14 protein-coding genes are annotated in these 16709 nt (G+C 72.1%); 12 read left to right on the forward strand and 2 right to left on the reverse strand.

Features of this window, described 5'->3' with window-relative positions; genetic code table 11:
* The 9 genes from ACFHWU_RS19465 to ACFHWU_RS19505 form a co-directional block, all read left to right on the forward strand.
* Positions 1-1094 (forward strand): ABC transporter ATP-binding protein (locus tag ACFHWU_RS19465; protein ID WP_416591206.1); only part of this gene is annotated, 1094 nt, incomplete at its 5' end.
* Positions 1091-2098: an ABC transporter ATP-binding protein gene (locus tag ACFHWU_RS19470; RefSeq protein ID WP_416552535.1), complete on the forward strand. Its 1008-nt coding sequence runs from the start codon at positions 1091-1093 to the stop codon at positions 2096-2098. The genes ACFHWU_RS19465 and ACFHWU_RS19470, both read left to right, overlap by 4 nt.
* On the forward strand, positions 2095-2859 hold the full coding sequence (locus ACFHWU_RS19475; protein WP_416552537.1) for an amidohydrolase family protein: 765 nt from the start codon (positions 2095-2097) through the stop codon (positions 2857-2859). Before ACFHWU_RS19470 ends, ACFHWU_RS19475 begins: the two co-directional genes overlap by 4 nt.
* A complete protein-coding gene (locus ACFHWU_RS19480; RefSeq protein ID WP_416552539.1) occupies positions 2856-3311 on the forward strand; it encodes a hypothetical protein in 456 nt (151 codons plus the stop codon). Before ACFHWU_RS19475 ends, ACFHWU_RS19480 begins: the two co-directional genes overlap by 4 nt.
* Positions 3312-3367: 56 nt before the next feature.
* Complete coding sequence (locus ACFHWU_RS19485; RefSeq protein WP_416552541.1) at positions 3368-4180, forward strand: creatininase family protein; 813 nt, start codon at positions 3368-3370, stop codon at positions 4178-4180.
* A 44-nt stretch (positions 4181-4224) separates the two neighbouring features.
* Positions 4225-4857, forward strand: a complete 633-nt coding sequence (locus tag ACFHWU_RS19490) for a cyclase family protein (protein ID WP_416552543.1) — start codon at positions 4225-4227, stop codon at positions 4855-4857.
* A 5-nt stretch (positions 4858-4862) separates the two neighbouring features.
* A complete protein-coding gene (locus ACFHWU_RS19495; protein WP_416591207.1) occupies positions 4863-6428 on the forward strand; it encodes a gamma-glutamyltransferase in 1566 nt (521 codons plus the stop codon).
* Positions 6428-8389, forward strand: a complete 1962-nt coding sequence (locus tag ACFHWU_RS19500) for an FAD-dependent oxidoreductase (protein WP_416591208.1) — start codon at positions 6428-6430, stop codon at positions 8387-8389. Before ACFHWU_RS19495 ends, ACFHWU_RS19500 begins: the two co-directional genes overlap by 1 nt.
* Entirely contained in the window at positions 8386-10011 is a 1626-nt protein-coding gene (locus ACFHWU_RS19505; RefSeq protein ID WP_416567883.1) for an amidohydrolase, read from the forward strand. The genes ACFHWU_RS19500 and ACFHWU_RS19505 overlap by 4 nt, the downstream gene beginning before the upstream one ends.
* A 76-nt stretch (positions 10012-10087) precedes the next feature.
* On the opposite strand, the gene ACFHWU_RS19510 is transcribed toward ACFHWU_RS19505, so the two are convergent.
* Positions 10088-12121, reverse strand: a complete 2034-nt coding sequence (locus tag ACFHWU_RS19510) for a cellulose binding domain-containing protein (RefSeq protein ID WP_416591209.1) — start codon at positions 12119-12121, stop codon at positions 10088-10090.
* Positions 12122-12516: 395 nt separating this feature from the next.
* Here ACFHWU_RS19510 and ACFHWU_RS19515 point away from each other — a divergent pair, with 395 nt between their 5' ends.
* The 3 genes from ACFHWU_RS19515 to ACFHWU_RS19525 all read left to right on the forward strand — a co-directional run bounded on the left by ACFHWU_RS19515 (position 12517) and on the right by ACFHWU_RS19525 (position 14394).
* Positions 12517-12642 carry a hypothetical protein gene (locus ACFHWU_RS19515; RefSeq protein ID WP_255500449.1) on the forward strand — a complete coding sequence of 42 codons (126 nt, stop codon included), beginning with the start codon at positions 12517-12519 and terminating at the stop codon, positions 12640-12642.
* A gap of 169 nt (positions 12643-12811) precedes the next feature.
* The gene (locus tag ACFHWU_RS19520; protein ID WP_416552553.1) at positions 12812-13882 is read left to right on the forward strand and encodes a TauD/TfdA family dioxygenase; all 1071 of its coding nucleotides are present in this window, start codon (positions 12812-12814) and stop codon (positions 13880-13882) included.
* Positions 13883-13980: 98 nt separating this feature from the next.
* Positions 13981-14394, forward strand: a complete 414-nt coding sequence (locus ACFHWU_RS19525) for a hypothetical protein (protein WP_416552555.1) — start codon at positions 13981-13983, stop codon at positions 14392-14394.
* A 60-nt stretch (positions 14395-14454) separates the two neighbouring features.
* Here ACFHWU_RS19525 and ACFHWU_RS19530 read toward each other — a convergent pair whose 3' ends face one another.
* Complete coding sequence (locus ACFHWU_RS19530; protein WP_416591210.1) at positions 14455-16701, reverse strand: cytochrome P450; 2247 nt, start codon at positions 16699-16701, stop codon at positions 14455-14457.
* Positions 16702-16709: the final 8 nt, after the last annotated feature.

A 16709-nucleotide genomic window follows, 5' to 3' on the forward strand; every position in this document is an offset into this window, starting at 1 on the left:
CCCCGACCGGCCCGGCCCCGACCGGCCCGGCCCCGACCGGCCCGGCCCCGACCGGCCCGGCCCCGACCGGCCCGGCGGCGCCGGTACTGTCCGTGCGCGGACTGCGGGTCGAGTTCGACGTACCGGCCGGTCGGCTGCCGGCCGTCGCCGGCGTCGACCTCGACCTGCACGCCGGTGAGATTCTCGCTCTGGTCGGCGAGTCCGGCTCCGGCAAGTCCGCCCTGGCGATGAGCCTGGTCGGGCTCAACCGGGCACCCGGCACGCACATCACCGGCCGGGTGGAGTTCGACGGGCGGGACCTGACCACCGCCAGCGAGGCCGACCTGCGCCGGGTCCGGGGCCGGGACATCTCGGTGGTCTTCCAGGACGCCCTCGCCGCGCTCAACCCGTTGCAGCGAGCCGGGGCCCAGGTCGCCGAGATGATCCGTACCCATCAACGGATCAGCCGGGCGCGGGCCTGGCAGCGGGCCGAGGAGCTGCTCGCCGACGTCGGCATCGCCAACCCGGCCCGTAACGCGCGCGCCTACCCGCACCAGCTCTCCGGCGGCATGCGGCAACGCGTCATGATCGCGATCGGGCTGGCGAACGACCCGACCGTGCTGATCGCCGACGAGCCGACCACCGCCCTCGACGTCACCATCCAGGCCCAGGTGCTGGCCACCCTCAAACGGCTGCAGGCCGAGCACGGCACCTCGATCGTCCTGATCACCCACGACCTCGGAGTGGTCGCCGAGGTCGCCGACCGGGTCGCCGTCATGTACGGCGGCCGCATCGTCGAGCAGGGCACCCGCGACCAGGTGCTGTACTCACCGCAGCACCCGTACACGATGGGGCTGCTCGACTCGGTGCCCCGGGTCGACGGGCCGGTCGCCGACCTGCTGCCGGCCATCCCCGGCAGCCCGCTTACCGGCGTCGACCGACCACCCAGCTGCGGCTTCGCCCCACGCTGCGCGTTCGCCCACGCCGACTGCGACACGTCGCCGCCCGAGCTTGTCAACCGGTACGGCGAACCGGGCCATGTCGACGCGTGCCTGCTCGACGCGTCGGCCCGGCACACCGCCCGCACCCCGACAGCGGTCGGAGGTCGACCGTGACCAGCGTGCCACTGATCCAGCTGACCGGCCTGCGGGTGGAGTACCCGGGGCGCGGCGGTGATCCGGTCCGCGCCGTGCGCGACGTCGACCTGGAGATCCGCGAGGGTGAGACCCTCGGCCTGGTCGGCGAGTCCGGTTGCGGCAAGTCCACCCTCGGCCGGGCCGTCCTGCGGATCACCGAACCCACCGCCGGCAGCATCCGACTGCTCGGCCGGGAGATCACCGGCCTGCGCGGAGCCGTGTTCCGGCAGATCCGCGCGGATCTGCAGATGGTCTTCCAGGATCCGTTCAGCTCGCTCAACCCGCGGCGGCGGATCGCCGACAGCGTCGCCGAGCCGCTGCTGCGCGGCCGGGGGGCCAGCCGGGCCGACGCCAGCCGGGCCGTCGACGAACTGCTCGACCTCGTCGGGCTGGGTCGCGACGCCGGCCGACGCCGGCCGCACGAGTTCTCCGGCGGCCAGCGGCAGCGCATCGGCATCGCCCGGGCGCTCGCCCCGTCACCCCGGTTCATCGTCGCCGACGAGCCGGTGTCCGCACTCGACGTCTCCATCCAGGCCCAGGTGGTGAACCTGCTCGCCGACCTGACCCGGGAGCGCGGGCTGACCATGCTGTTCATCTCGCACGACCTTGGCGTGGTGCGGCACATCGCCGACCGGATCGCCGTCATGTACCTCGGCCAGATCATCGAGGTCGCCGACCGGGACACCTTCTTCGGCAGGCCGGCACATCCGTACAGCGAGGCACTGCTGTCGGCCGTGCCCACCCTCGACCGGAAGTCCGACCGGGAACGGATTGTGCTCGCCGGCGAGCTGCCTGATCCCGCTCACCCACCGGCCGGCTGCCTGTTCCACACGCGCTGCCGGTACGCCGTCGACCGCTGCCGCATCGAAGCGCCGGCGCTGCGACCGATCCACCCGGGCCGTACGGTCCGCTGCCATTTGCCCTTGGTGCCGGCTGACATTCCGGCACCGTCGACCGTCACCACCGGAGGCACAGCACAGTGATCATCGACGCATACAACACCACCCAGGACGTCCGGGGCAGGTCCGACTACCTGACCGGTGCCCGGCCGGGGCAGGCGCCGCCACCGTACACGCCGTTCGACCCGCGACGAATCCTGGACCGGATGGACGCCGCCGGGGTCGACATGGCAATGGTCTGCTCCCTGGCCCAGCGGATCGAGAACGACTTCATTATCGGCCTGACCAAGGCCCACCCGGACCGGCTGTTCGGCTTCGGGCAGGTCCGCCCGGCCGACGACGACGCGCTCGACGAGATCGCCCGGATCGCCGACGCCGGCCTCAAAGGGCTCAAACTGCACCCCAGCCTGCACGGCTACCACGTCGCCGACCACGGACTGCTCGACCCGGTCTTCGCCGCCTGCGCCGAACACGGCCTGATGGTGCTGATCAACGCCCTCGATGACGCGTTCTGCGCGCCGCTCGCGATTGAGGAGATCGCCAAGGGGCACCCGCAGGTGCCGACGATCATCGCCCACATGGGAGCGGTCTGGAACGTTCCCGAGGCGATCATCGTCGCCGAACGGAACCCGCACGTCTACCTGGAGACCTCAGCCACGCTGATCAGCGACGTCAAGCGGGCGTACGCTCGGCTCGGCCCGGAGCAGATCCTGCTGGGCAGCGAGTGGCCCGGCTCCGACTTCGACCTGGAACGGATGAAGATTGCCAAGGCGATCCCGGACGCCGCGGACCGGGCACTCGTCGAGGGCGGCAACATGGCCAGGCTGCTCGGGATCACCGCATGATCACCGAGGATGTCGCTCCGGTGCCGGCACCGGCCGGGATGACCCCGGGCGAGGTCGAGTTGCTCGACGTCGCCCAGCGGCTGCTGTCGAAGGTCTGGGTCGCCGGCCGGCACGAGGTCGCCACCGCGCTGCGCGCCCCGGACGGCACCATCCACACCGGCGTACACCTGGAAGGGTCCTGCCGGCGCAGCTCGATCTGTGCTGAAGGTGTCGCCCTCGGCGCGGCCCGCGCCGCGTTGCCCGCCGGGACGCCGCTCACCGTCGACAGCGTGGTCTCGGTGCAGATCAAGCCGGCCGGCCGGTTTCGGGTCATCGCCCCGTGTGGGGTGTGCCGCGAGCTGATCAGCGACTACAGCCCGCAGGCCCGGGTCTGGATCACCACCGTCGACGGCGCCGTCACCGCGATGGAGGCCATCGACCTGCTGCCGGAGAAGACTCGCCGGGCCTGGTGACCCGTCCACGTATCGCACCGCGCCCGACTCCGTCCATGTACCGAGAGAGGAACACCGTGTCTGAACCGTCCCGCACCGACCTTGACCGGGCGGCGCTCGCCGCCGAGCTCGGCGGCCCCGGCACGCCGGTCGCCTGGGCCGACCTGACCTGGCCCGAGGCCGGCCAGACGGCGACCACCGTCGACTCGGTGATCATCCCGGTCGGCGCCACCGAACAGCACGGCCCGCACCTGCCGCTCGCCGTCGACACGCTGATCTGCGACGCGGTCGCCCGCGACGTCTCCGCGCTCACCGGCGTGCCGGTGGTGCCCCCTATCGGGTACGGCGTCTCCGCCTCACACGGCGACTTCGCCGGCACCATCGCGCTGCGCCCGGAGACCCTGATCGCCGTCGTCGAGGACGTCATCGACTCACTGCACGCCAGCGGCGTCCGGCAGTTCATCCTGCTCAACGGGCACATCTGGAACAACGGCTCGCTCGACGTATCCGCCGAGAAGCTACGGGTACGCCACCGCGACTCACGGGTACGGGCGTTGGCCTACGTGACCATGTACCCCGGACCGGAGGTCGACGGCCACGTCTACCACGGGCGCGGGCTGATGCACGCCAACTACTTCGAGACCTCGGTGATGCTGCACCTGTATCCGGACCTGGTCCGGATGGACAAGGCCACCTCGCACCGCGACGTCGACTCGTTCTGGGACTACCGGATGGACCAGGTCAGTGACACCGGTGTGTGGGGCCGCGACGTCGCCGACGCCACCGCCGAGCACGGCCGGGCCGAGTTCGACCGCTGCGTGGCGACCACCGCGCGGGCTGTCGCCGCCGCCGTGCGCGAACCCTGGCCCGACCCCACTCACCGGCCCTGACTGTCCGTTCATCGGCCGACCAGCGCCGCGAAGGAGCACTCCGCGTGAAAATCTACGACATCACCCTGCCGATCCACCCGAAGATGCTGCACTGGGGCCGCAAACCTGAGGTGGAGATCGTCGAGTCGCTGGCCAACGGCGACGCCTCCAACGTCACCCGATGGCGACTCGGCGCGCACACCGGAACCCACGTCGACGCACCGGCGCACTTCGTCGACGGTGCCACCCCGATCGACGAGGTGGCGCTGGAGACCCTGGTCGGCCCGGCCGTGGTCGCCGACCTGACCGCCGTCGACGGGGACGTGTCCGTCGCCGACCTGGTCGCCGCCGGAGTTGCCGGTACCACCCGGGTGCTGCTCAAGACCAGCAACTCGGCCGGCCCGTTGCGCGAGACCGAACGCGCCGAATCCTGGGTCGGGCTCTCCCCGGAGGCCGCCCGCTGGCTGATCGACCAGCAGGTCGCGCTGATCGGCATCGACTACCTGACCATCGAGAGCCACCGGCGCACCGACACCTGGGACGCCCACCACGCGCTGCTCGGCTCCGGCGTGATCATCCTGGAGAACGCCGATCTGGACGCCGTGCCGCCAGGGGAGTACGAACTGGTCTGCCTGCCGACGAAACTGGTCGGCGCCGACGGGGCGTTCGCCCGTACCATCCTGATCCAGCGAGACTGACCTACATGTCGATCGAGATCGCGCTCGCCGCACCACATCCGTCCGCGCTGGACGCCGCCGCCGACGTGGTGGCGGCCGGCGGCGGCGTCGTCGACGCCGCCCTCGCCGCCGCCGCGGCGCTCACCGTCGCCTACCCGCACCAGTGCTCGGCCGGCGGTGACCTGATCGCTCTGGTCCGCACCCCCGACGACCGAGTCCGGGCGGTGCTGTCGGTCGGCGCGGCTGCCGCCGGCGTCGACGTCGCGGCGCTGCGCGCAGCCGGGGACCGGATGCCTGCCGGCGGTCCGCTGACCGTCACCGTGCCCGGTGTCGTCGCCGGCTGGGCCGCGCTCGCCGATCTCGGCGGCCGGCTGCCGCTGGCCCGGGTGCTGGCACCCGCCGTCGAGTTGGCCGCCGGCGGCGTCCCGGTCAGCCTCGGCCTGGCTGCGGCGATCCTGCGCAGGCTCGATGTGGTCCGCGCCGATCCCGGCCTGGCCGCACTGCTGCTCGACGGCGACGGTACGCCGCTGCCGGCCGGGGCGGTGCTGCGCCAGCCGGCGCTGGCCCGCACCCTCGGCACCATCGGCGCCGACTGGCGCGACTACTACCAGGGCGAACTCGCCGATACGCTGACCGCCGGGCTGGCCGCACTCGGCAGCCCGCTGACCACCGCCGACCTCGCCGGGCACGCCGCCGAGCTGACTGATCCACTGCGGTACTCCGCCGCCGGTTCCCAGGTGACCTGGTCGGTCGCGCCGCCGCCCAGCCAGGGCGCCACCCTGCTGGCCATGCTCGCCGCCGCCGGCCGCACCGCCGACGGCGGCCCGGCGGCCGGCGGTGCCACCAGCGCCCGGCCCGCTGACGCCGCCGCGCTGACCACCGCGCGGACCGCCGAGCAGCGCCGCGACACCCTGCTCGGGGATCCCCGAGTCGGCCCGGTCGACCTCGACGGGCTGCTGCTGCGCACCGACCCGCCGACCGGACCGGTGCCGCCGCCCGGCCCGAAACCGGCCGGCGACACCGTCGCGGTCACCGCCGTCGGCAACGACGGCACCACCGTCACCCTGATCCAGAGCGTCTTCCAGACCTTCGGCGCCGGCATCTGCGAACCCGGCACCGGCCTGGTGCTGCACAACCGGGGGTCGGTGTTCAGCCTCGACCCGGCCCACCCCGGCCGGCTGCGCCCCGGTGCCCGGCCACCGCACACTCTCTGCCCGGCGATCGCCACCGGGCCGGACCGGGTCGTCGCGCTCGGCTGCCAGGGCGGCCGGGCCCAGCCGTGGATCCTGGCCCAGGTCGCCGCCGACGCGCTGACCACCGCCGACCCGGCCGGCCTGCTGGCCCGCCCCCGCTGGGTGATCGGTGCCCGCGACGTCGGCCAGGACCGGCCCAGCCTGCTGCTCGAACCCGACACGCCGGCCACCGACGCGCTGCGGGCCGCCGCCGCCGATCTCAACCTGCGGGTGGTGCAGTTGCCACAGCGCCACGACGACGCCGGGCACGTCCAACTGGCCCGGCTCACCCCCGCCGGCCTCGACGCGGCCAGCGACCCCCGCGCAGACGGCGCCGCCCGGGTGCTGCGGGGCCACTGATGGACTCCGCCGAAGCGGCCACTCTGCTCGCCGACCCGTACCGGCTCGGGCCGGTCACGCTGCGGTCCCGGATCGTCAAGGCACCCACCTCGACCGGTGCGGCCGACGCCGGCGGGTACGCCCAGCCGTGGCACCGGGACCACTATGCGCGGGTCGGCCGGGGGAGCGCGTTGACCATCGTCGAGTTCACCGCGATCGACGACGGGACCGCCCTTGGCTTCCCCGGCCATCTCAGCATCGCAAGTGATGACCACGCCGCCGCGTTGGCCCCGGTCGCCGAGCGGATCCGGGCCGGCGGTCGCGTCGCCGGGCTGCAAATCGCCCACGCCGGACGGCAGCGCACCCTGCCGGGGGAGGCACTTGCCGCGTCGGCGGTGCCCTGGCCCGCCATCGAACACCGGCTCGGCCTGCGCCCCCGCGCGATCACCGTCGACGAGATCGCCGCCGTCGTCGACGGATTCGGCCACGCCGCCGCCCGTGCTGCCCAGGCCGGCTTCCAGGTGGTGGAGATCCAGGCGGCCAACGGCTACCTGCTCGCCGGATTCCTCTCCCCGCACACCAACCGGCGCGACGACGACTACGGCGGCGGTCCGGCCCGGCGACGTCGCATCCTGCTGGAGGTGGTCGCCCGCTGCCGGGCCGCGCTGCCGGCCGAGGTGGCGCTCACCGTACGGCTGTCTGACCGCGACCACGAACCCGGCGGGCAGGATCTGGCCGAGACCGCCGAGTTGGTCGCCGCCCTGGCCGTCACCGGCCAGGTCGACGCGGTGCACGTGTCGTCGGGCAACCACGCCACGCGGGTACGCCAGGTGCCGCCGGCCGCCGTACCCCTCGGAGCCGCCTGGCGCTCGGCCCGGACCCTGCGGGCCGCCGGGCTGCCCACCATCGCCTGTGGTGGGATCACCGAACCGGCACAAGCCGCCACGCTGCTCCGCGACGGCACCGCCGACCTGGTCGCGCTCGGCCGGGCTTTCCTCGCCGACCCGGACTGGGCGGCCAAGGCGCTGGCCGGTGCCGCCGGACGGATCCGCCCCTGCGTACGCGGCAACGACGGCTGCCACGCCCGTGCCGCCCTGGTCGGTCGGCCGGTCGCCTGCACCGTCAACCCATCGCTGAGCCTGCCGCCAGCCACCGCGCCGCCCGCGCCAGAGTCGTCCGACCCGGTGCAACCGGACGCGCCAGTGCTCGTCGCCGGGGCCGGTCCGGCCGGCCTGGAAGCCGCGCACCGGCTCGCCGGGTCCGGACACCGGGTCCGGCTCTACACCGGCGGCCGGCTCGGCGGGGCCCTGCGGGACGCGGTGGACAGCGGGGTGCACGACAGCTTCACCCCGTACCTGCGCTGGTTGACCGACCGGCTTACGGCGAGCACCGTCGAGGTGATCGACGCCCCGTTGCACCCGACTGACCTCGGTAGACAGTGGGCCGGGCTGCTGGTCGCCACCGGCGGCGTGGCGCGGCCGCTGCCCGGCGCGGTGCCCGCGCTCGACGTGTTGCGCGGCCTGGTGCCGCTGCCCGCCGACGGTTCGGTGCTGGTGATCGGCGCCGGCCGGACCGGCACCAGCACGGCGGCGTCGCTGGCCCGGCGCGGTGCCGACGTCACGCTGCTCGGCGACACCACCCGGGTGCTCGACGACGAACCCCCCGACGACCCACCGACCTGGGCCGACCTGCTCGCCTCGGTCGGTGTGCGGACCATGCTCGGCCACCGGGCCAGGGTTACCAACGACCAGGAGGTGCAGGTGGACGGAACGGTACTGCGGGCCGGGCTGATCGTCGCGGCGGTCGGTCGCGAACCCCACCACGACCTGTACGAGGCTGTCGTCGAGGTGGCCGCCGGCCGGCCAGTGCTGCGCTGCGGCGACGCGCTGCGCCCGGGGCGGCTGCACGACGCGGTGCACGCCGGGGCGCGGGCCGCCCGGACCGTGCACGAGGCCCTCGCCTTCCGGCAGGTGACCCGGTGACCGGCGGTGACCTGCTCGTTGTCGGCGACGTGCGGACGATGGATCCGGCCGGCCCGCGGGCCGAGTCGGTGGCCGTGCGTGCCGGGCGGATCGCGGCCGTCGGTGACCTGCGCGCCGCCCGCGCCGCCGTCCCCACCGGTACGCCGGAGCTCGCCCCGCCCGGCGCGGTGGTGCTGCCCGGCTTCGTCGACAGTCACGTCCATCTGATCTGGGCCGGCCGGGCCGCTGCCCGGGTCGGGCTGGACGACGCGGTCAGCGTCCGCGCCGTCTGCGACCGGATCAGCGGGTACGCCCGCCGGCATCCCACCCGCCGATGGATCGAGGCCGACGCCGGCTTCGACCCAGGTGATCTGGCCGAACGTCGGCTACCCAGCGCAGCCGAGTTGGAGGCCGCCGCCCCCGGTCGGCCGGTGCTGCTGGATCGCAAGGGCCACGACGGCATCGCCAACCTGACTGCGCTGCGGCTGGCCGGGATCACCGCCGACACCCCGGACCCGCCCGGCGGGCGGATCGACCGGTACCCCGACGGCACCCCGACCGGGCTGCTCGTCGAACATCCGGCGGTCGCCCTGGTCCGGGCGGTGGTCCCGGAGCCGGACCAGCGGACGAGGATCGACTGGATCACCGCCGGGCAGGCGGAACTGCTCGCCCACGGGATCACCACGGCCGTCGACCCGGCGGTGCCGGCCGCAGAGCTGGCCGCCTACGCGGTGGCCGGACGGGCCGGTGCGCTGCGGTTGCGTACCGTTGCGATGCCGTTGGGCGGCGACGACGTCAACGACGCGCAGCTTCGCCGTACCCTCGATGATTGTGACTTTGACCGGGCCACGCCGGGTCTGCTGCGCGCCGGGCCGACGAAGCTGTTCCTCGACGGCGGCGGCTCACTCGGCACCGCGCTGCTGTCGGCACCCTGGCCGGGCACCAACGGCTACCACGGTAACCAGAGTCTGCGTACCGAGACGGTGCGGGCGCACTGCGCGGCGGCTGCGGCCCATGGGCGCGGCGTCGGTGTGCACGCGGTCGGCGACGCCGCGATCGACCTGACGCTGTCGGTCTTCGCCGAGGTCGCGGCCGGTACGCCAATCGCCGGCCTGGGTTTTCATCTGATCCACGCCTATCTCGGTCCAGGGCCGGAGGCGATGGCGACCGCCCGGCGGCTCGGCGTGTCGGTGTCGGCGCATCCGGCGCTGCAGTGGGCGTTCGGGCTCAACCTGATCGACCGGCTCGGCGAGCCGGCGGCGGCCGCCGCCAACCCGCTTCGCTCATGGTTGGACGCGGGCGTGACGGTCGGGGGCGGCTCGGACGGCCCAGGGCCGCCGATGTCGGTGCTGCACGGCATCTGGCAGGCCCGTACCCGTCGGGTCCGGGGCCGTGACGAGCCGCTCGGTCCGGACCAGGCCCTCTCCGCCGCCGAGGCCTTGGCGCTGTTCACCACCGGCGCGGCGCAGGTCGCCGGCAACCCGCAGGCCGGCTGGGGCGGCGGGATGCTCCGGGTCGGCGAACCGGCGGATCTGACCGTGCTCGACGTCGATCCGCTCACCCCGGACGCCGACGTGCTGACCGCTGGCACCGTGCTGGCCACCATCGTTGCCGGCGAGGTCCGGCACACCGCCGCAGACTGACCGGCTGTTGCGCCTTCACCCGGCCGGGGTTCGGCCGGCACCGCTGGCCCGAGGGCCACCGGTGCCGGCCGGTTGATCAGGCGAATGCGCAGGCGGTGCCGTTGAGTGTGAACGAGGACGGTCGCCCGGTGTTTCCGGTATGGGTGGCCTGGAAGCCGAAGTCGACTGAGGAGTTCGGTGCGATCGTGCCGTTGTAGGAGACGTTGCTGGCTTTGACCGGTCCGCTCAGCGGGGAGTAGGTGGCGTTCCAGCCATTCGTGATGGTCTGCCCGCTGGGCAGCGTGAACGCCAGCGTCCATCCGTTGACCGTCGTAGTGCTGGTGTTGGTCACGCTGATGGCCGTGGTGAGCCCGGAGTTCCAGGCGTTGACCGTGTACGTGACCCGACATCCTGTCGTGGGTGGTGCGGTGGTGGGTGGTGCGGTGGTGGGTGGTGCGGTGGTGGGTGGTGCGGTGGTGGGCGGCGGGCCGCCGTTGCCTCGTACCAGGACGCCCACCCCAACCGGGCCGAAGCTCAGCCCGGTGGCCGGGTCGGTCGCGGTGTAGGTGAAGTTTGCCAGCCCGCTGTAGTTCGTCGCCGGGGTGAAGCGGGCGGTGCGGCCGTCACCCAGCAGGGTGACCGTGCCGTTGCGACCGGAGGCCGCGGTGAAGTTCAGGTTCGATCCGCCGTTGAGGGCGCGCAGGTCCACGTCCACGGAACCGTTCCGGTCGACCACAGCGTGGCCCTCAGCCAACCAGTTCAGGTAGTTCTCGAGCATCGTGTAGCCGGCCGCGTCGGTGTTGTTCCGGTCCGCGGCGTTGCTCGGGTTGAGCCCGAGGGCCTGCTCCCAGTAGTCCGGCATGCCGTCACTGTCGGTGTCGGTGGGCGCCGGCTCCGAGACGAGAGTGGGCCAACCGCCGACATCAGAGACGTTGTTGATGATTCTCCCGTTTTGCTGGCGGACGGAGTCGATGATTCGTCTGTCGACCGAGTCGCGACGCCACGGCATTGCGCCGCCCTGAGCAAGCACTCGCGCGTATGCCGCGCCCGCGGAATCGGTCGTTACCGGCGGGACGGGCCACTCGTTGCCGTGTTTGGTGTAACTGCCGCAGAACATTCCCCACCCGGTGTCGCTACCGTCGACCCGGCCGTTCCTGTTCAGGTCGATCATGTTGCCTGATTGGTAGTTCTGGAGACTGCCGCCGCTGTCCATGGCACATGTCTCAGTCGAGTTCGGCCCGGCCACGAGGTAGTTGTTGACGTAGTTCAGCTCGATCCGGCCGTCGTCGCTGCCGCTGTAGCCGGCGGCGTAGCCCCAGTTGGAGAAAACGTTGTTGCGCAGGTCCAGCCGGAAACCGGGGTCTGGGGCGTCGGTACCCGGACGCGGGTTGCGGCTGACGTTGTTCGCCCACAGGTTGTGGTGCCAGGAGTACGTGGTGTCGTGTGCGGAGGCGATGATGCTGCCGAAGCCGTGGTTGGCGCGGTTCAGCGCCTCAGAGATGATCGTGTTTTGTACCGTCAGATCTTGAACATCGCGACTTGCCGAAATCACCTCGTCCGATCCCCATGACGCGGATACGTGGTCGATGATGATGTTGCGGCCAGACGAGATCCACATGCTGTCGCGCGAGTCGTTCGCCCCGGTGCGCAGCCGGATGTGACGGATCACCACATCATGTGCGCCGTTGCGGATGCCGATGGTGTAGTTGCGGATCGCGATCCCATCGCCGGGCGCGCTCTGGCCGGCGATCGTTATGTTCGACTTGTTGATCCCGAGGTTTGAGTTCAGTGCGATCGTGCCAGAGACCTTGAACAGAATCGTCCTACCGCCGGCCGGCGCGCTGTCGATGCCGGCCCGTAGCGACCCGGCGCCGCTGTCAGCGAGTGTGGTCACGTAGTAGACGTCACCGCCACGGCCGCCTTTGGCGTTGGCTCCCGCTCCCTCTGCCCCGGGAAAAGCGGGTGGGACTGCCGCCGCTGCGGGTTCCGAGTCCGCCGCTGCCACAGCGCGTGACGCGAGGGTGGACTCAGCGCCCAGCGCCGGACCGACAGTGACCACCATCGCTGCCACTGTGAAGACTGCCCACCGCCGGCTGCGCCGGCGGACCGACAGGATTTCACCTGCTTTCATCCTTGCCTCCTCTTGGGGTGTGCAAACAGGAGATCGGGATGCATCGAGGCATCCTGAGGCGGGCTCCAGTGGAGCGCCCCGGTGGACGAGCCATGATCGTCCACCGTCCCGTCATGAGTGGCTGTCCGGTCGCGGCCTCGGCTGACCGGCATCGTCGCCATGAATATTCAGATATGCATGAATATCGATGTGCGCGGCTAAGGGTAGCCTTTGTTGGGGTGGATGTCAAGGTAGAGGCGGTCCGTCAAGATCTCCGCTTGGTGTGGGTTCCCTGCGCGGCCTGCGTCTGGATGGATCCTCATGCGCTGTCGTCTTGCGAGATGGCGTCTCTGTTGACGGTTGATGGGTGCTGGCCTAGGCTGGAGACCACGACCAAACAGCCGCAGGAGACCGCCATGATCCGAGTTCCGCAAGGTGCTGGATTGCTGGTGCGCGGTTACGAGGAGCCGCTGCGGGTCCACCCGCCGCGTGAGGGCATGCGCCCCGGGACCGCTGCCGGGGACCCGCAGACCCCGTTCTGATTGTCGAGTACGCCCGACCGTCGCACCCCGGCACCTGACACACGCCGTGGACACGGCGGGCACGCCACCCCTGTCCTGACCGAACCGGTCCGCGCACGCCACCACGCGTAGTACCCGGGACACCGGCCGACTCTTCCATCAGAACCGACGACCCTCGGAGCGCATCATCATGACGACCGCAATCGACCTGGCCCCGATCTCCGGCCCGTCCGCCTGGCGCGGCGACGAGCTGAGCGAGTCCACCGAATGGATCTACCACCTCAGCGACGCCGAGCGGACCGAGTTGGAGACCGTCGGGCGCAAGTTCGTCGCCGACGACCCCGACCTGCGTACGGTGACCGCCGCCGACTACCCGCTGCCGGTCTGCGCCGGCCTCAACGCCGAATGCGCCCAGCAGATGGACTCGGGCCGCGGCTTCATCCTGGTGCGCGGGCTGCGCACCGAGGAGTACGGCGACACCCTCGCCGGCGCGATCTTCTTCCTGATGGGGCTGCACCTCGGCGTACCGATGGGGCAGAACCAGATGGGTGACGTGCTCGACCACGTCATCGCCACCTCCAACAAGACCCTCGACGACCCGTCGGCGCTGCCGTCTCGGGTGCGTGACCGGCTGCCGTTTCACTCCGACAGCTCCGACGTCGTCGCGCTGATGTGCCTGCGCGCCGCCAAGGACGGCGGGTCGAGCAGCCTGGTCAGCGGCACCACCATCTACAACGAGATTCTGCGCCGTCGGCCCGACCTGGCCCCGCTGCTGTTCGAGCCGTGGCACTGGGACTGGTACAAGCAGGACCACGACGCCCCGGCCAAGACCTACCTGTCACCGATCTGCAGCTACGTCGACGGCGTCTTCAGCACCTACGCCGGCAGCTCGATGATCTTCTCGGCGCAGGACTACCCGGAGGTACCCCGGCTCACCGAGGCCCAGATCGAGCTGCTGCACCTCTACGACGAGATCGCCCAGGAGCCGGGCCTCGCGCTGGACATGGACTTCCAGCCCGGCGACGTGCAGTGGCTGCTGAACTATGCCGCTCTGCACTCGCGGACCGGCTACGTCGACTACCCGGAGCCGGAGCGTCGACGGCACCTGCTGCGGCTGTGGCTCAAGCGCGACGTCGGCCGCCCGCTAGTTGACGGATTCGGTAAGAACGTGGTCACCGACCGCAGCGCGGCGGCCGTGGTGCCAGGTGGCCGGTTCAAGATCGCCGAGGCCGCTGAGCCGAACTTTGAGTGGGGCAGCTGACCTCACCCGCCGATACGTGGGCGGCCCGCCGCGCTCCAAAGTCGTAGCGCAGCGGGCCGCCCGCATTCCCACTCCCGCTGACCAGCACACTGGCGGGTATGAATTTTCGCCAGACGTACGAGTCGGCTGCGTCGACCTACGCCGAGCTGGTCCATCGGGTGCCGGCCGACCGCTGGACCGGTCCAGGACTCGGTGAATGGTCCCTTGCTGATCTCGTCGGCCACACGGTCAGTGCGGCGCTACGTCAGGTGCCCGAGGTGCTGGCCACGGCCGGGCAGGCCGTACTGCCCACCACCGGGCCGGTGCCCGCGCCGGCCACTGCGCCGACGGTCGGAGTCGCCTCGCCGGAGGCCTACTGGGCGGCCCGGTTCGGCGTCCCGGCCGAGGCGCTGGCGGCGGCGGTGGCCGCGTCGTCGGCGAGTTCGCGGCACCGGCCCTCGCCGAGACGGCCGCGCAGGCAGCCCGGCTCGCCGCCGTCGTGGGTGACGGACCGCTGGTGCTGCGAGCGCTGACCGGCCGAGGCACGTTGCCGCCGGGCTTCTCCGTCGTGTAAGTCCGGTATTTCCCAGGGGTCAGAGGTCGAGCACCAGGCGGTCGGAGCTGCACCGGCCGACGCAGATCATCATGCTGCGGCCGGCGGCCCGTTCGCCCTCGGTGAGCAGCGAGTCGCGGTGTTCCGGCGTACCCGCCAGTACCCGGGTCTCACACGCCCCGCAGTAGCCCTTCTCACAGTCGTAGGTCAACCCGGGCACGGCCTCGCGCAGTACCTCGATCATTCGCTTGTCCTTCGGCACCCGCAGGGTCACCCCGGTGCGGGCCAACTGGACGTCGAACTCGGTGTTGGCCGCCGGGTCGAACGCCACCTCCAGGTCGTCGCCAGCGGCAAAGCGCTCCACGTGCAACTGCCCGGTGCGTCCGGCGTCGGCACACACCTGCTCCACCGCGTTGATCATCGCGCCGGGTCCGCAGCAGTAGACGGCGGTGCCGTCGCCGACGCCACCGATCAGCCCGGCGAGGTCGGGCAGCCCGGCCTCGTCCTGCGGCAGCAGCACGGCCCGGTCGCCGGCGAGGGCGGCCAGTTCGTCGGCGAAGGCCATCGAGACCCGGCTGCGGCCGCCGTAGACGACCCGGTACGGCGTGCCGCGTCGGACAGCTTCGCGGACCATGGCGAGGATCGGGGTGATCCCGATCCCGCCGGCCAGGAAGAGGTACTGGTCGGCGTCGACCAGCGGGAAGTGGTTACGCGGGCCGCGTACTGTCAGCGTCGTGCCGGCGGCGGCGACGGCGTGCAGCTCGACGGAGCCGCCGCGCCCGGCGGTCTCCCGCAGCACGCCGATCCGGTAGCCGCCGGTGTCGGCGGGATCGCCGCAGAGCGAGTACTGCCGGACCCGGCCGGACGGCAGCCGCACCTCCAGGTGGGCGCCGGGTGCCCAGGCCGGCAGCGGTGCGCCGTCGGCGGCGGCCAGCCGTACCTCCAGCACCTCGTCGGCGGCCCGGGTGACCGCCGCGACGACCAGTTCCCGGTCGCCGCCGGGGCGGGTGAGCGCCGGGGCGCCGCCGGCCGCCGCGTCGGCGGCGCGGCGGCCGGCGGTGAACACGGCCGGGATGGCGTCCCAGCCGGTCTGGTTGCCCTTGGTGGGGTAGCCGACGAGACCGTCCTCGACGACCTGGTAGTCCGGCAGCCGGGTCAGCACCTGGGTGATCATTTCGCGGAACATCAGCCGGGCCAGGTGGGCGCCGGCGCACCGGTGGCTGCCGATGCCGAAACTGAGGTGCCGGGTGGCGTCGCGGTCCAGCCGGACCTGCTCCGGCTCGGGGAAGACCGCCGGATCGTGGTTGGCGGCGACCCAGGGGATCAGGATCCGTTCGCCGGCGCTGACCGGGCAGCCGCCGACCTCGGCGTCGGCGCGTGCGGTGCGGGCCATCGACTGGGACGGCGCGAAGACCCGCAGGAACTCCTCGGTGGCGCCGTCGAGCAGGTCGGGTGAATCGATCAGCCGTTGCCGCTGCTCCGGGTGGCGGCTCAGGTGCACCAGGGTGGAGCCGGTCAACGAGGTGGTGGTGTCCACCCCGCCGGCGATCAGCAGGCCGATGACGGAGACCAGTTCGTCGACGCCGAACAGTTCGCCGTCGGGTCGGCGCTGGGCGACCAGGTAGCTGACCGCGTCGTCGGCCGGCTCGGCGCGCCGGGCGTGGATCAGTTCCCGGATCCGTTCGTCCATGTATGCCAGGCCCTGGCCGCCCCGGATGGCCCGTTCGCTGCCGGGCAGGGCGGCGAAAATGTCGTGGATCGGCTTGGCCAGCTTGGGCCATTCCGCTTCGGGGAAGCCGAGCCAGTCCAGGGTGACGGCGGCCGGCAGCGGGTTGGTCAGGTCGCGGACGAAGTCGACTGAGCCTTCGGTGACGAAGTCGTCGATGATCCGGGTGGTGTGCCGGGCGATCAACGGGGCGAGTTTCGCGACTGCGTCCTGGGTGAGCAGCGGGTTGATCAGGTCGCGGTAGTCGCCGGCGGCCGGCGGGTCCAGCTCGATCGGGTACTGCTCCAGGCCCGGCCCGCGCGGGATGACGATGGCGGTGCCGTCGCCACCGGCGGTGGCGCGGGCCGAGGAGAAGGTGTCGTCGTCGCGGGCGACGCGGACCACGTCGGCGTACCGGGTGGTGTAGACGAAGCCACCGTGCGCGTCGGTCCGGCCGACCGGGCACTTTTCCCGGTACGCCCGGTAGTAGCCGACCGGGTCGGCGTTGCACTCGGCGGAGTGGTGGTCGAACGGTGCCGCGGACTGCGGGTCGGACGGACCCGCGATACGAGATTCAGTCATGGCGGGCG

This window comes from Micromonospora sp. LOL_015 (genome assembly GCF_048060275.1).
Taxonomy (GTDB): domain Bacteria; phylum Actinomycetota; class Actinomycetes; order Mycobacteriales; family Micromonosporaceae; genus Micromonospora_E.

Bases quoted from the DNA above. Each gene is read 5' to 3' on its own strand.
- ACFHWU_RS19510 (WP_416591209.1), bottom strand. From the start codon at position 12,121: ATGAAAGCAGGTGAAATCCTGTCGGTCCGCCGGCGCAGCCGGCGGTGG.
- ACFHWU_RS19515 (WP_255500449.1), top strand. From the start codon at position 12,517: ATGATCCGAGTTCCGCAAGGTGCTGGATTGCTGGTGCGCGGTTACGAG.
- ACFHWU_RS19480 (WP_416552539.1), top strand. From the start codon at position 2,856: ATGATCACCGAGGATGTCGCTCCGGTGCCGGCACCGGCCGGGATGACC.
- ACFHWU_RS19525 (WP_416552555.1), top strand. From the start codon at position 13,981: ATGAATTTTCGCCAGACGTACGAGTCGGCTGCGTCGACCTACGCCGAG.
- ACFHWU_RS19500 (WP_416591208.1), top strand. From the start codon at position 6,428: ATGGACTCCGCCGAAGCGGCCACTCTGCTCGCCGACCCGTACCGGCTC.
- ACFHWU_RS19520 (WP_416552553.1), top strand. From the start codon at position 12,812: ATGACGACCGCAATCGACCTGGCCCCGATCTCCGGCCCGTCCGCCTGG.
- ACFHWU_RS19530 (WP_416591210.1), bottom strand. From the start codon at position 16,701: ATGACTGAATCTCGTATCGCGGGTCCGTCCGACCCGCAGTCCGCGGCA.
- ACFHWU_RS19495 (WP_416591207.1), top strand. From the start codon at position 4,863: ATGTCGATCGAGATCGCGCTCGCCGCACCACATCCGTCCGCGCTGGAC.